Source organism: Pseudarthrobacter sp. TRD_SC_9 (assembly GCF_055361265.1).
Genome location: NZ_CM143956.1, coordinates 1550447 through 1565526 on the forward strand (window position 1 = coordinate 1550447; position 15080 = coordinate 1565526).

At 64.0% G+C, this 15080-nt stretch carries 11 protein-coding genes; 6 read left to right on the plus strand and 5 right to left on the minus strand.

Annotation, left to right across the window (positions count from 1 at the left end; translation table 11 throughout):
• The first annotated feature begins 78 nt into the window (after positions 1 to 78).
• The 3 genes from ACWA13_RS07320 (at position 79) to ACWA13_RS07330 (ending at position 2646) form a co-directional block, all read left to right on the plus strand.
• The gene (locus tag ACWA13_RS07320; protein WP_463937481.1) at positions 79 to 1059 is read left to right on the plus strand and encodes a methionine ABC transporter ATP-binding protein; all 981 of its coding nucleotides are present in this window, start codon (positions 79 to 81) and stop codon (positions 1057 to 1059) included.
• Positions 1056 to 1757 carry a methionine ABC transporter permease gene (locus ACWA13_RS07325; RefSeq protein ID WP_463937482.1) on the plus strand — a complete coding sequence of 234 codons (702 nt, stop codon included), beginning with the start codon at positions 1056 to 1058 and terminating at the stop codon, positions 1755 to 1757. Before ACWA13_RS07320 ends, ACWA13_RS07325 begins: the two co-directional genes overlap by 4 nt.
• Before the next feature lie 82 nt (positions 1758 to 1839).
• The gene (locus ACWA13_RS07330) at positions 1840 to 2646 is read left to right on the plus strand and encodes a MetQ/NlpA family ABC transporter substrate-binding protein (RefSeq protein ID WP_463937483.1); all 807 of its coding nucleotides are present in this window, start codon (positions 1840 to 1842) and stop codon (positions 2644 to 2646) included.
• Between the two features lie 77 nt (positions 2647 to 2723).
• Here ACWA13_RS07330 and ACWA13_RS07335 read toward each other — a convergent pair whose 3' ends face one another.
• From ACWA13_RS07335 to ACWA13_RS07345, 3 genes are read right to left on the minus strand one after another with little or no spacing between them, the layout of a single operon-like run.
• The gene (locus ACWA13_RS07335) at positions 2724 to 3863 is read right to left on the minus strand and encodes an Rv2578c family radical SAM protein (protein ID WP_463937484.1); all 1140 of its coding nucleotides are present in this window, start codon (positions 3861 to 3863) and stop codon (positions 2724 to 2726) included.
• 49 nt (positions 3864 to 3912) lie between these two features.
• Positions 3913 to 4554: an SIMPL domain-containing protein gene (locus ACWA13_RS07340; protein WP_463937485.1), complete on the minus strand. Its 642-nt coding sequence runs from the start codon at positions 4552 to 4554 to the stop codon at positions 3913 to 3915.
• Positions 4551 to 5039: a hypothetical protein gene (locus ACWA13_RS07345; protein ID WP_463937486.1), complete on the minus strand. Its 489-nt coding sequence runs from the start codon at positions 5037 to 5039 to the stop codon at positions 4551 to 4553. Before ACWA13_RS07345 ends, ACWA13_RS07340 begins: the two co-directional genes overlap by 4 nt.
• A gap of 153 nt (positions 5040 to 5192) precedes the next feature.
• On the opposite strand from ACWA13_RS07345, the gene pheS reads away from it, so the two are divergent.
• The 3 genes from pheS to ACWA13_RS07360 are packed head-to-tail and all read left to right on the plus strand — an operon-like array spanning position 5193 to position 9503.
• Positions 5193 to 6254: a phenylalanine--tRNA ligase subunit alpha gene (gene pheS, locus ACWA13_RS07350; RefSeq protein WP_463937487.1), complete on the plus strand. Its 1062-nt coding sequence runs from the start codon at positions 5193 to 5195 to the stop codon at positions 6252 to 6254.
• A 2-nt stretch (positions 6255 to 6256) separates the two neighbouring features.
• The gene (gene pheT, locus ACWA13_RS07355) at positions 6257 to 8800 is read left to right on the plus strand and encodes a phenylalanine--tRNA ligase subunit beta (RefSeq protein WP_463937488.1); all 2544 of its coding nucleotides are present in this window, start codon (positions 6257 to 6259) and stop codon (positions 8798 to 8800) included.
• Between the two features lie 43 nt (positions 8801 to 8843).
• Entirely contained in the window at positions 8844 to 9503 is a 660-nt protein-coding gene (locus tag ACWA13_RS07360; protein WP_463937489.1) for a 4'-phosphopantetheinyl transferase family protein, read from the plus strand.
• Between the two features lie 6 nt (positions 9504 to 9509).
• On the opposite strand, the gene ACWA13_RS07365 is transcribed toward ACWA13_RS07360, so the two are convergent.
• Entirely contained in the window at positions 9510 to 10931 is a 1422-nt protein-coding gene (locus tag ACWA13_RS07365; protein ID WP_463937490.1) for a M1 family metallopeptidase, read from the minus strand.
• A 46-nt stretch (positions 10932 to 10977) separates the two neighbouring features.
• Positions 10978 to 14913 (minus strand): Pls/PosA family non-ribosomal peptide synthetase, encoded by a 3936-nt coding sequence (locus ACWA13_RS07370; protein WP_463937866.1) that lies wholly within the window; start codon positions 14911 to 14913, stop codon positions 10978 to 10980.
• Between the last annotated feature and the right edge of the window lie 167 nt (positions 14914 to 15080).

Consider the following 15080-nt stretch of genomic DNA (forward strand, 5'->3'; position numbering starts at 1 on the left):
CCCTTTTGCCGGACAAATCAAATGGGACCCCATGTCCGGTGAAAACTGCCTCAGCCCCGACCCCTCGGAAGGACAGCGTTGATCTCCGTAGACCGCGTCAGCAAGAGCTACGGCTCCGGGACCACCCGTGTGGATGCACTCTCTGATGTCTCCCTGGCCGTGCGTCCTGGCGAGATCTTTGGGGTCGTCGGCCAGAGTGGTGCCGGGAAGAGTACCTTGATCCGCACTATCAATTCACTGGAACGGCCGGACTCCGGCAAGGTCACAGTCGATGGCCGTGACATGACCACCCTGGCCGGTGCCGATCTTCGCGCAGCCCGCCACAACATCGGCATGATTTTCCAGCACTTCAATCTGTTGAGCAGCCGTACCGTGCGGGCGAATGTGGAGTTGTCCCTTGAAATCACCGGCGCCGGCCGTAGTTCCCGGCGTACCCGCGCCCTGGAGATCCTCGAACTCGTAGGGCTGCATGGCAAAGCCGATGCCTACCCTGCCCAGCTGTCCGGGGGCCAGAAGCAGCGTGTGGGTATCGCCCGTGCATTGGCCTCCAGTCCGTCCGTACTCCTCAGCGATGAGGCCACGTCGGCACTTGATCCGGAAACCACCCGGCAAATCCTGGACCTTATCCGCCAGCTCAGCAAAGACCTTGGACTAACAGTGTTGCTGATTACGCACGAAATGGACGTCGTCAAAAGGATCTGCGATTCGGCGGCCGTTATGAGCCGGGGCCGGATCCTCGAGCAGGGGCGGGTTGAGCAGCTGCTGACTACAGAAAGATCCCTGTTGGGCCACGCGCTCTTTCCCCTCGGTGAGATCCCGGAGACGTCCAGCACCATCGTTGAAATAACCTTCACCGGCGTGACGGCCGACAGGCCGGTCATTGCCCAGTTGGCGCGTAAGCATGACATCGACGTCGGAATCCTGGGTGCGGCACTGGAGACCATTCATGGCCACCAGACCGGCCGGACCAGGCTGGAACTCCCGGGAGAGGAACGGAAAGTGCAAGCTGCCATCGCCGACCTTCGTTCGCAGGGGCTGTTCGTGGAGGTCATCAAGTGATCGACCGTAACGACCCCTACTTCTGGCTGGACTTGCTCGACACTATTCTCAAGGGCACCGGCGAAACGTTCTACACCGTTGGCGTCAGCCTGCTCTTCACTGTTGTGTTCGGCCTGGCCGCGGGAGTCCTGCTGGTCACTACCGAATCCGGCGGTCTCCTCTCCAAGCTGCTGGGAAGCCGGGCACTGGGACTGGTCACCAACCGGGCGCTGGACCTGCTGGTCAATATTGGCCGGTCGATTCCGTTCATTATCCTGATGATCCTGCTCATCCCGTTTACGCGGCTCGTCGCAGGGTCCTTCATTGGACCTACTGCGGCCATCGTTCCGTTAACCATTGCCGGCATTCCATTCTTCGCCAGGCTGGTTGAGATCGGCATCCGCGAAGTACCAGTGGGCCTGGTGGAAGCAGCACAGTCCCTCGGGGCAACCCGCTGGACCATCCTTACCAAGGTGATGATCGCCGAGGCAGTGCCTGCGCTGGCGCTGGGCCTTTCCACCACAGTGGTGGGCCTGATCGGCTACTCGGCCATGGTAGGTGCAGTGGGCGGCGGCGGACTGGGTGACGTGGCATTCCGCTACGGCTACCAGCGATACAGCCCTGAGTACATGTTCGCCGTTGTCATACTGCTCATCCTGATAGTCCAGGTCTTCCAGACGTTGGGAAACTTTGCCGCCCGCCGGCTTTCCCACCGCTGATCCAGATGCTGCCGGCCAGGTTTCACTCCGTCGGCGCCCGATCCATTCCCCTCAATAACAGCACCACCCTGAAAGGGATCCGATGATCCGTACACATGTCCTGAAAGCCGCCGCGGCGGGAATCGCCGCCATCCTCACGCTGTCTGCCTGCGGTGCAGGCGGAGGCTCCTCGGATGCCTCCAGCACCATCAAGGTCGGCGCACTGGCAGTTCCCGCTGGTGACATGCTCAAGCATGTCCAGCGCGAGCTCGCGGAAAAGGAGGGGCTCACCGTTGAGTACAAGGAGTTCAGCGATTACAACACGCCGAACCCCGCAGTCAGCGACGGTGACATCGACGCCAACCTCTTCCAGAACACCACCTTCCTGGAGACCTACAACAAGGCCTCAGGAAAGGACCTGGTCAGCGTGGGCAAGGTCTACCTGCCGCCCATGGCCCTGTACTCCAACAACATCGCCGATCTCGCCGGCCTCCCGGACGGTGCCAGCATTGCCATCCCCAACGATCCCACCAACGAGTCACGTGCGCTCAAACTGCTGGCCTCCGAAGGACTCATCGAGGTGACGGAGAATCCCATCACCCTCAAGGACGTCACGGCAAATCCGAAGAACTTTGAGTTCACCGAGATCGAGAACGCCAGCCTTCCGCAGGCCCTTAATGACAAGGATGCGGCCATTGTCACCCTGGCGTTCGCACTGCCGGCCGGACTCAGCGCCGACAAGCAGCTCCTGGTTGAAGGCAAGGACAGCGAGTACTACAACGTCCTCGCTGTGAAGGCCGAGCACAAGGACGATCCGCGCGTCCAAAAGCTCTACAAGATCCTTACCTCTCAGGAGATGAAGGACTTCCTCCAGGAGGAGTACAAGGGCCTGGTCATCCCGGCCCCCTAGTTACACCCGGTCATTAACGGTGACTGCGCTGCAGAACGGCGAAACGAGGCTGGACAACAGCTGCTGCTGAACTGTAGCTAGAACAGGGTGGGCTGCTGACGCTGCCCCGTAACGACCGGCTGGAGGTCTCCAGCCGGTCGTTTGCCATTAGCAGCAGGGGTGCTCGCGGAAGGGATGATACCGGCAGGATACTGCGCCTCTTCTTCGCGCGGATCATCGTCCAGGTCCCGGTGGCTAAAGCCCTGGGAACCGGGGAAGCCATGCCGTTCCTTGAAATAGCGGACTTTGGCGGAAAGCCATGACCGGTACTCCTTGGAAGCATAGGAACCAGTGCCGTACAGCCGCCGGTACCGGCCTGCAAGCTCAGGATGCTTCGCCGCGATCCACTGCATGAACCATTCCCTGGTGCCTGGCTTCAGGTACAGGGCGCCCGCGGTAACGCCCGTGGCTCCGGCAGCGGCCAGGGAAGCGAACAGAGCGTCAAGGGCCTCATCACTGTCCGACAGCCACGGAAGGATAGGCATGGCCATTACCCCGCACGGCAGCCCTGCTTCCCGCAGCCGGGAGATGAGTTTCAGTCTGGCCCTGGGGCCGGGCGTGCCAGGCTCCACGGCTTCGGAGAGGGCCTCGTCCGTCATCGCCAGGGAAATTCCGACGCCGACAGGTACCTGCGTGGCAACGCTCTTCAGGAGCGGAATGTCCCGGGCCAGGAGTGTCCCTTTGGTGAGGATGGACAGCGGAGTGCCGGAATCAGCCAGGGCGGTGATGATGCCCGGCATTAGTTTGTAGCGGCCTTCTGCACGCTGGTACGGATCCGTATTGGTGCCCAGGGCGACCTGATGGCGCGCCCAGGACGGCCTGGCGAGTTCTTTCCGGAGAACCTCCGCGGCGTTCACCTTGACCACAACCTGGCTGTCGAAGTCCAGTCCTGAATCGAAGTCCAAATACGTATGGCTCTTCCGTGCAAAGCAGTACACGCAGGCGTGACTGCAGCCGCGGTACGGGTTGATGGTCCATTCGAACGGCATTCGTGAACCGGCAACCACCTTGTTGAGCACCGATTTGGCAGTGACCTCATGGAAGGTGATGCCGGAGAACTCGGGCGTGGTGACTGAACGGACCAAGCCGGCGAGGGGGATGAGGGCAGGTGCTGCCACTGCGCTGGCATCCGCCATAGGCAGGGCAGGTGATTCCAGTGCTTGTGCGTCCCATCTCATGACCTAATTCGAATATATGTTCGAAGTTAAGTCAAGCATCCGGGGCTCTTCACACTGCGGTGGCGTCCGAATAGCTGAGGGACCAAGTGATGGTCAAGGCGCAACTGGCCGCGGTTGTCCCGCGTTCCACCGGTACAGGTTCAACCGACGCAGCCCGCTGCATTCCGGAAAGCGGGACTACGTTCTGTGTCGGCGGGTGTTCCTGAACCGACTCCGCTTTGCCCAAGCTGGCTCCGGCCAGCCGTGCCAGTTGGGACGCCGCAGCCTCGGCGTCGTGCCAAGCGTATCTCCTGGCTTCAGCCATGATCGCGGTTTCATTGGTAAAGCCGGGGACCGTTCCATTGAGGCGGACGTCATTCCCGCCGGCCGTCACGGCGTCGGAGATCACCTTCGCGGCATCAGGCATGCGGAGCCGGACATCCAGGGCACTGCCTGCGAGGTAGCCGGTCACAATCTGGCCTTCCCCCTCCCGCCAGGTTATGTCCGCCCTGACGTTGATGCCGGCGGTGGAAATGTCCTGGTCCTGAACCCCGTTGCCGCGCAGGCTGACCGTCACTGCGCGGACCGCCCCGCCAAGGCCTTCATAGGCTTCGGCAACACTGTCCCGGCGGCATTCGAGCGCCAGGGAGAGTGAGAGCAGGTCCGGTACGGCCTCGGCCGTCCCCGTTCCCGTCACGGTGATGGTGTTCATGGGCTGATCCTTTTCCATGGCTTCCTCCCTCGCATTTTCCGTCCGTTCCCACGCACAGGGTAACCGCCGGCTTCCAGGCCGGCCTGGCGTTCAAAGATGTTCCCGGAACCCGTGTTGCCCGTCCGAAGCCAGGACCAGGTGGCGGCAACGAAATAGAACGGCAGGAAGAACGGGCCAAGGAACGCTGCGTACTGGCTGGCGTGGTGTGCTTCATGTCTCAGGAGCCCCGGATCCGCCTGGCGGGGATCGGGGACGGGACCGGTTCCCCGGGTTCGAAAAATGACGACGTTACCGATGGTAAAGGCGCCGGCAACAGGCAGCCGCCACCGGTAACCGGCCGCCAGCAGCAGGCCATGCGGACCGGGAACCACCCTCAATCCCGCGGCGCTGGCGAGCAGGAGCCCCAAGGCAGTGCTTCCGTTGATCACGTTCGCCACCTGCCGAAGGCGTTGGGGCCGCGTCAACGGGATCTTCGCCGTTGTCATGGGGACATCGTAGCTGGCGGGTTCTACTAGACTGGACGCTAGTGGCCGCCGGTACTCCGACGGGCCTGGACTGCATTGTGACTGTATTGTCATTGTCCCGCTAGCATGCCGGTGGATGTCGCCGGCCCACCGACTCGTAGCTAAGAACAGTAGATGACTGAAACTCTGCCGGGCGCAGACGCCCCGAACCCCCTGGACGAAGCCGCCATCACAGCCGCCGTGGAGCGGGCGCTGGAGGCTATTGCCGCCGCCACGTCACTTGAGGACCTCAAGACGGTCAGGCTCGCCCACACCGGCGAGAAGTCGCCGCTCAGCATGGCCAACCGTGGCATCGGCAAGCTGTCCAAGGAAGACAAGGCCGCCGCCGGCAAGCTGATGGGATCCTCGCGCGGCCGCGTTAACCAGGCACTCGCTGCCCGTACGGTTGAGCTGGAAGCGGAAAACGATGCCCGCATCCTGGTTGAGGAAACAGTTGACGTCACGGCGGCCCCGCGTCGCCGCCGTGCCGGTGCGCGCCACCCTTTGTCCACCCTGCAGGACCGGGTCTGCGACATCTTCGTGGGCATGGGATGGGAAATCGCCGAAGGCCCGGAGGTTGAATCGGAATGGTTCAACTTCGATGCCTTGAACTTCAAGCCTGACCACCCGGCCCGTGAAATGCAGGACACCTTCTTCGTCGAGCCTCCCGAGGCCCACCTTGTGATGCGCACCCACACGTCGCCCGTACAGGTGCGGTCCATGCTGGAACGGGACCTGCCCATTTACGTGCTGTGCCCGGGCAAGGTCTTCCGGACCGACGAACTCGATGCCACACACACCCCGGTGTTCCACCAGTTCGAGGGCCTGGCCATCGACAAGAACCTCAGCATGGCCGATCTGCTGGGCACCCTGGAGCACTTCACCCGGCAGATGTTTGGCGACGATGCCTCCGTCCGGCTGCGCCCCAACTACTTCCCGTTCACCGAACCGTCTGCGGAGCTGGACATCTGGCACCCCGGGGCCAAAGGTGGTCCGCGCTGGATTGAATGGGGCGGGTGCGGCATGGTCAATGCCAACGTGCTTCGCGCGGCCGGCATCGATCCGGACGTTTATTCAGGTTTTGCCTTCGGCATGGGCATTGAGCGTGCCCTGATGTTCCGCAACGAAGTTGGGGACATGCGGGACATGATCGAAGGCGATGTACGTTTCAGCGAGCACTTCGGGATGGAGATCTAACAGTGCGTATCCCACTTTCCTGGCTGCGTGAATTCGCGCAGGTACCGGCCGATGCAACGGCCGAACATGTCATGGCGGACCTGGTCAAGGTCGGCTTCGAGGAAGAGGACGTCCACCGTCCCACCGACACCCTGCAAGGACCCATCGTGGTGGGCCAGGTACTGAGCCTGGTCAAGGAACCGCAGTCCAACGGCAAGACCATCAACTGGTGCCAGGTCCGTGTTGTTCCTGAGGGGCAGGAACAGACCCTGACCGGCGAAGGCATTGATCCGTCCGGTGTCCAGGGCATTATTTGCGGCGCCCATAACTTCGTTGAGGGCGACAAAGTGGTTGTCACCCTGCCCGGTGCGGTCCTGCCCGGTGACTTCCGGATTTCAGCCCGCAAGACCTACGGCCACCTGTCGGCAGGCATGATCGCCTCCGTGCGCGAGCTGGGTATCGGCGAAGACCACGACGGCATCCTGGTGCTTTCCAGGATCGGCCTGGACCCGGAAATCGGCACCGACGCCATGGAGTTGCTGGGCCTCTACGACCAGGCTGCGGAAATCAACGTCACTCCGGACCGCGGCTACGCGTTCTCCATCCGCGGCGTTGCCCGCGAGTATGCCCACGCCACGGGAACCGCCTTCACCGATCCGGCATCAAAGGTGGCAGTTGCCGCACCGCTGGCTGCCGGCTACCCGGTCAAGATCAACGATGCAGCGCCCATTTACGGCAAGCCGGGCTGCGACCGCTTTGTGGCCCGCACCGTCACCGGCGTCGACGCCACGCTGCCCACACCGGCCTGGATGTCATCGCGGCTCCGGCTGGCAGGCATCCGCTCAATTTCGCTGCCCGTGGATATTTCCAACTACGTGATGCTGGAGCTCGGCCAGCCGCTGCATTTCTACGACCAGGACAAGCTGTCCGGCGAGATTGTGGTGCGCCGCGCCGACGCCGGTGAAAAGCTCGCCACCCTGGACGGCAAGGAACGAACTCTCGACGCTGAGGACCTCCTGATCACCGACGCTTCGGCCGTCATCGGCATCGCCGGAGTCATGGGCGGCGCAGCGACCGAAGTGACGGATTCGACGTCGACAGTCCTTATTGAGGCGGCACACTTCGAAGAGGTTTCGATCGCCCGTTCGCGCCGCCGGCACAAGCTGCCGTCAGAGGCCTCCAAGCGCTTCGAACGCGGCGTTGACTGGCACATTGCCGATGTCGCTGCGCAGCGGGCCGTGGACCTCCTGGTGGAACTCGCCGGCGGCACCGCCCAGGAAACCGGGACCGACGTCGGAACAGCACCCGACGCCGTCGTGATTGAACTGCCGGAGGGTTACGCGGCGGCGCGGATTGGGATCGACTTTACCGAGGAACAGATCACCACCGCACTGCAGGACCTGGGCGGCACCGTGGACAAGACAGTTGACGGATACCGGGTCAGCGCGCCTAGCTGGCGCCACGACCTTGAGACCAGGGACGACCTCACCGAGGAAATCGCACGTCTGGTTGGCTACGACCAGATTCCCGCCACGCTTCCGGTTGCTCCGCCCGGCCGCGGGCTGACCCGCACCCAGCAGCAGCGGCGGCGTCTGGTGCAGGCATTTGCCGACGCCGGCCTGACCGAGGTGCTCTCCTACCCGTTTGTCTCCAAGGCGGCCAACGACACCTTCGGCATCGCAGAACAGGGCGCGGAACGCAAGGCCCTCAAGCTGGCCAACCCGATCAGCGAGGAACAGGGTTACCTGCGGACTTCCATTCTGCCCGGCCTCTTTGAAGTAGCCCGGCGGAACCTTTCGCGTGGTTTCCGGGACCTTGCGCTCTTCGAGTCGGGTTCGGTCTTCCTGCCGGACGGGACGCTGGGAACGGCGTCCATCCCGCCGCTGGGCGCCCGCCCGTCGGACGAGGTTCTTGACGGACTGTACGACGGCGTCCCGCACCAGCCTCTGCACGTCGCCGCTGTTTTCACAGGGCATGACTCACCGGCCGCGGCCGGCCACACGCCCCGGCTTTGGGACTGGGCGGATGCCTTGGATGTTGCCCGGCTTGCCGGCGATGTGCTGGGCGTGGACCTTGTAGTCAGCCAGGGTGCGCACCAGGCCTTCCACCCGGGCCGGACGGCGCAGCTGGCCCTCCGGTCCGGTGACGTAGTGGGCTACGCCGGCGAGCTGCACCCGAAACTCCTGGCATCCCATGACATGCCTGCCAGGGCAGCCGCGGTGGAACTGAACGCGGAGCTGCTTTTCCAGGCAGCGGCAGACGTCATCGTGGCCAAGCCAATTTCCGGTTTCCCGGTTGCCACCCAGGACGTTGCCCTGGTGGTTCCGCAGGATATTCCTGCTGCAGAGGTTCTGGCCGCCCTTCGCGAAGGTGCGGGCGAACTGCTGGAGGACGTGGCCTTGTTCGATGTCTATGCAGGCAAGGGCATCCCAGAGGGCAGCAAATCGCTGGCGTTTGGCCTGCGCTTCCGCGCCGACGACCGGACGCTTACTGCTGATGAGGCTTCTGCGGCCCGTGAAGCAGCCGTGGCCTTGGCAGCCGATCGGTTTGGTGCAGTCCAGCGTTAGGCGCAACTGACGTGCAGGACTAAGACAGGAAGGCGCGGAACCAATGTCATCAGACGTGGTGTTCCGCGCCTTTCATGTTGCTGCACCGCCAATTGCAGATGCCCGGACAGGGGAAAGGGTTCGGCTGGACCCCGCAGAAGAGCGGCGTGCCGCCGCCATGGAACCTCTGTCTTCCGGACGCTTCCGCGCAGGACGGATAGCCCTGCGGCAGTTCGCAGCTGAGTTGATGGACATCCCGGGATCAGAACTTGCTCTGGACTACACCTGCCCGCAATGCGCGGGGGAAGGGGACAGGGCCCACGGCCGACCAGGGTATTCACACAACGGCCGTACGCTCCCGTTACTCCTGAGCCTGGCCAGGACCGGCAGTTGGGTCCTGCTGGCCAGCCTTCCGGAACCCGCCGCCGGGCTTCGACTCGGGGTGGACGTTGAGGATCCCGCCGCCGTCGTCTTTGCCGGTTTTGACGCCACGGTGCTCACAGCCGCCGAAGCGGCGGTAGTCGCCAGGGAGCCGGCGGAAGTCCGCAACCAGGCACGGGCGCGCCTATGGGCACGCAAAGAAGCATGGCTGAAAATGCAGGGCGGGGGGCTGCGGACGTCACCGGGCGCCGTCGACGTCCTCTGTTTGCCAGGACTCCGGGATCTCCCACGGGGGGAAGCTGGAATGCCGCAGCACCTTGCGGCGGCGGTAGCAGTGGGATAAATGCCGTCAGGCGCGGGGGAAGGCGGGCAGCTTTTCCTCCAGCAGCCAAGGGTGCAGCAGCTGTTCGCAGTCCAGCCCGGTTGCGTGGTCAGCAGCCAGGATGAAGTCTGCAGTCGTCACCGAACCGTGGGCGTTGCTTCGTGTCCATTCATGCATCAGGGCGAAGAAAGCCATGTCTCCGCAGCGAACCCGGAGGGCGTGGAGCGCCAAGGCGCCGCGCTTGTACACCCGGTCATCGAACATCAGCTCAGGGCCAGGATCGCCGATCATCAGGTCCTGGACGCCGCTGCTGAGCTTCCGCCACGCGGCGTAGGCGCGCTCCCCGATGCCGGGACCGCCGCTCTCCTCGGACCAGATCCACTCCGCGTAGCAGGCGAAGCCCTCATGCAGCCAGATGTCGTGCCAGGACGCCAACGTGAGGGAATTGCCGAACCACTGATGTGCCAGTTCGTGGGCAATCAATCGTTGTGATTCCCAGTCCTGGCCCAGATGGTTCCGGCCGAGGATTGACAACGACTGCGCCTCCAATGGGATCTCGAGCTCGTCGTCAGCTACCACTACCGTGTATTCCGGGAACGGGTAGGGGCCGAAGCAGCGCACAAAGGTCTGCATCATGTCGTTCTGGCGGGCCAGCCCTTCGCGGGCCTGGCGGGAAAGTTCCGGGCTAACCGCCACGTTTTGCACCACCGGGGTTTGGGATGTGTTCCGGGGTGCGGCGGGTGAATCGGCGGCGGGTGAAGCGGCCGGCACTGCAGCCGGCGCGGCAACCACCAGAGGGAGCAGCGCGTAGCGGCCAATCTGTACCGTGGCGAGGTACGTAGCCATGGGATCGAGCTGCTCATAAGTCCACGTTTCCCGGCTGGACTTGCGGTTCCGCCCTACCAGCCGGCCGTTGCTGACCGCGCGGTAGTTCTCGTCCGTGGTAACGCTGATCCGGAATTGGGACTTGTGGCGCGGATGGTCGTTGCATGGAAACCAGGAAGGTGCTCCGTTGGGTTGCCCCGCCACCAGCACGCCGTCGGTCAGCTCCTCCCAGCCCACCTCGCCCCACAGTCCGCGACGGGGAGCCGGGTTGCCCTGGTACCGGATGTCCAGGGTGAACTCTTCGTTTTCGGCCAGCGGGTCCGCTGGAACAATCACCAGCTGTTCGGCACGCTGGCTGAAACTGCCGGCTTTCTTGCCATTGAACAGCACCTTCACGGCGCGCAGCCCGGTGAAATCCAGCACGATCGCAGATGAGGCCCGCAGGGCGGTTGCGTGGAGCAGGGCACGTGCAGTGAGCTTGTTGCTGGCCAGCCGGTAATCCAGGTCCAGTTCGTAGAGCCCAACGTGGAAGGCGTCAGTGCCCTGCTCCGGCATGTACGGATCAGGCCACGGGTGCGCATCCGGCATTGCGGCAGCTGGTCCTGGGACGTGGGGGAAACTCATCAAAGCCTTAATGTCAGGAACGAGGGAGGATGTCAGGATGTCACACCTATGGGACGGGGATGGGTACGGGTAGGGGCTCACGGCTGCCGGCAGGCTTGGAATCGGCCGGATTGACCGGACCCTTCCAGGGACTGACGGGATTCCCCATCCAGTACGTTCCGGCTGGAACATGCTCGCCGCGCATGACCAGCGACGCTGGCCCTACAGTTCCGCCGCTGCCTATCGATGCCTGGGGGAGGATGACGCCGTGCGGACCCATGGTCGCGCCATCTTCGAGTTGGACAGTATCCAGGCTCATGATCCTGTCATGGAACAGGTGGGTCTGGACAACGCAGCCCCTGTTTACAGTGGAGTTCTTGCCCAGGGTCACCAGGTCGGCCTCGGGCAGCCAGTAACTTTCACACCACGCCCCACTGCCGATCTTGGCTCCCAGGGCGCGCAGCCACCAGACCAGGGCAGGGGTGCCTGCTGCCGCGCGGGCAAACCAAGGGGCACTGACCATCTCGATGAAGGTGTCCACCACTTCGTTCCGCCAGATGAACTGGCTCCATAGGGGATGTTCTCCGGCCCGGATCCGGCCCACCAGGAGCCACTTTGCAGCTACCGCGCTGGCTGCGGCAACACCACCGGCCACGAGCATTACGATGCCGCCCACGGCGGCTGCTGCCCAGTATCCGGCCGCTGCGGCGATGGCATCGGCCGCAAGCATGATTCCGGCTGCGATGCCAACCGTGAGGACCACCGGTATGAACCGGCACAGCTCCCAGAGGGAGCGAGCCACTTTCAGCCTCGTGGGCGGCTTGTAGGTCAGGCTGGAGTCGGAGGCTACTGCCGTTCGGCGCAACCGCACAGGCGGGCTGCCCAGCCACGAAGTGCCGGACTTGGCTTTGCTCGGCGTGGCTGACAGTACGGCCACCAGTGAGTTCTTGGGAACACTGCGGCCGGCGGCGGTCATCCCGGAGTTGCCCAGGAAGGAACGTTTGCCGATTTTGGCCGGCGCGATCTTCAGCCAGCCACCGCCCAGTTCATACGAAGCCACCATGGTGTCGTCGGCCAGGAAGGCGCCCTCACCCACGGTGGTCATGCTGGGCAGCAGGAGGACTGTGGAGGCCTCCACGTTCTTGCCGATCTTGGCTCCCAGCAGCCTCAGCCACACGGGCGTGAAAAGGCTGGCATAAATGGGAAACAGGAGGTCCCGGGCCAGGTCCAGCACCCGTTCCGTGGCCCAGACCTGCCAGCCAATGCGGCTCCGGACCCTGTAGTACCCGGGGGCCAGCCCGATGCTGAGCAGCCGGGTGGTGCCCAGGACCAGCAGCATGTTGGCCAGGAACCAGGCCAGGGCGGCCAACGGCAGGGAAGCCAGGACCTGTGGGGTGGCATCTGCCAGTGAGCTGCTCCCGCGAATAAACAGGAACACAACGGCCGCGGCCGCGGCCGCGGAAAGATAAGGGATCAGCGACAGGACAGCGGATGCTGCCGCAAATGCCGCAAACCAGACGCGGCCCGTGGCTTTCCTTACCGGGGGAGCCTCAGGCCATTCCCGCTTCGCTTTGCCGCGGCGTTGTGCGGGGGAACCAGCAACTGCCTGGCCGGCTTTCACCTTGCCCAAAACCGCCGAGCCGGCATCGACGCTGGCCCTTGCTCCGATGGAGGCGCCGGGCATCAGCGTGCTGCGGGCACCAACGGTGGCCCCCGCGCCTACGTGCACGCGGCCGATGTGAACGTGGTCGCCGTCGATCCACCACCCAGAGAGATCCACCTCCGGTTCGATGTTGGCACCGTTGCCCAGGGACAGGAATCCGGTGACGGGCGGCAGCGAATGGAGTTGGACGTCGTTGCCGATCTTGGCGCCGAGTGCGCGGGCATAGGAAGGAACCCACGGTGCGCTGGCAAGGCTGACGGCTCCGGCCAGGTCCTGGATCTGCTCGGCAAGCCATAGCCGGAGGTGGATCTTCCCGGACCGGGGGTAGCGGCCGGGAACAACACCCCGGAGCAGGATGCGCGCCGCGGCTATGGAAATGGCCATCCGCCCGGCCGGGCTTACGAAGACCAGCCAGGAAACAGCCACCCACCACCAGGAAACAGTGGGAGCTTCTGTGAACCCGGCGAAGGCTGCCAGCAGGTTGTTCGCCACCATCAGGTAGGTCAGCCAGCGCATGCCCACCAGGATGTGCAGCGGAATACCCATCAACGTCTGGAACAGTTGCGACTTGAAAGCTGTGGGCCGCACGGAGCGTTGTGTGGCGGGGGCAGCCGTAATTCCTTCAGGCAGTGATTGCCGTGCGGTGTCGATCAAGGCACCGATCCGCGGTGTCGCATAGATGTCCGCTACGGTAATGGTGGGGTAGCGTACGCGCAGGGCCGAGACCAGCTGGGCTGCAGCCAGGGATCCGCCGCCGTAGGCAAAGAAGTCCGCATCGAGGGTAGTCACCGGGCTGCCCAACACGGCCGACCACTGCTCCACAATCCAGTGCGCATCTTCCGGAAGGTTCAACGGTGCAGCATCGGCATCTGCTGCCGCGGCACCGGCCAGCGGCCAGGGCAGGGCGTGGCGGTCCACCTTGCCGCTGGTTTTGGTGGGCAGCGATTCCACCATGGTCAACAGCGGGATCAGCGCCGCCGGAAGAGTGGCGGCCAGCAGGGCGCGGGCTTCCGTGAGGTCAAGTCCGTCAGGTCCGGCGGGGGCCAGGTAACCCACCAGGATCTGGTTTCCGGCAGCAGTAGTTTGCACCGCCGCTGCCGCTCCGCCAACACCCGGCAGGGATTGCAGGGCGGAATCAATTTCGCCCAGCTCGATCCGCCGACCGCCCAGTTTAACTTGTTCGTCGGCGCGGCCCATAAAGATCAGGCCAACAGTATCAAAGCGGACCAGGTCTCCTGACCGGTAAGCACGTTCCCAGCCGAGCGAGGGCATGGGTGCGTATTTCTCAGCGTCCTTCGCAGGATCGAGGTAGCGGGCCAACCCGACTCCGCCAATAATCAGTTCGCCGATGGCACCTTCGGGCACGGGGACACCGTTGCCATCAACGACGGCCAGGTCCCAGCCATCCAGAGGCAGGCCGATCCGCACCGGACCGGTACCCCCCAGGGGAGCGGCGCATGCCACCACGGTAGCCTCGGTGGGGCCGTAGGTGTTCCAGACTTCACGGCCTTCAACGGCCAGCCGCTGGGCTAGTTCAGGCGGGCATGCTTCGCCGCCGAAAATCAGCAGCCTGACGTTCTCGAGGGATTCGGCCGGCCACAGGGCGGCAAGCGTGGGCACCGTGGACACTGCGCTGATGCCGTGGTTGATCAGCCAGGGACCAAGGTCCATTCCGGTGCGCACCAGGGCCCGGGGAGCGGGTACAAGGCAGGCGCCGTTGCGCCAGGCGAGCCACATTTCCTCGCAGGATGCGTCGAAAGCAACCGACAACCCGGCCAGCACGCGGTCCTGCGGACCGAGGGGCTCGGATTTGAGGAAGATCCTGGCTTCTGCATCCACGAAGGCCGCGGCCGAACGGTGCTGGACCGCAACTCCCTTGGGCGTTCCTGTGGAACCGGAGGTGAAAATCACCCAGGCGTCGTCGTCGGCCACGGCCTTGCGCGGTGCCGGGAATGGCCGGGGGCGGTCAACCGCCAGGGCGATGTTGGACCCAGCGCCAATCACGGCCGCCACTTTGGCTTCACCGAAAACCAGCCGCGCGCGCTCCTCGGGATCGTCGGCATCAACGGGGACATAGGCAGCTCCCACCAGCAGGATGGCCAGGATGGCGATGTAGAGCTCGTTGGTACCCGAAGGAATCCGGACGCCAATCTTGTCTCCCGCGCCGAGCCCGGCATGGTGAAGGCGCCTGCCCATGGCCCGGACTTCGGCCAGCAGTTGGGTGTAGCTCAGCGAGGTTGTGCCATCATCCAGCGCGGACGCCTCCGGGTGGGCCGCCGCGGTTTGCTCGAGGATGTCTACCAGGGTGCGCGGCGCCGGGGCGGCGCTTCCGCCGGGCATCTGCGGCTGGTACACCTTCGGCTCAGGAGGATTGGTGTCTGCGAGGTTCTCGATCACTGGGAAAGTGTCCCGTTCACAGATGAACAAAAGGTGTCGAAGTTTGCTTCACGGCTACTGCCCGTTCCTGGATCGTTCATGTCGGCGTTGCCTGTTGTCGTCCTTCAGGG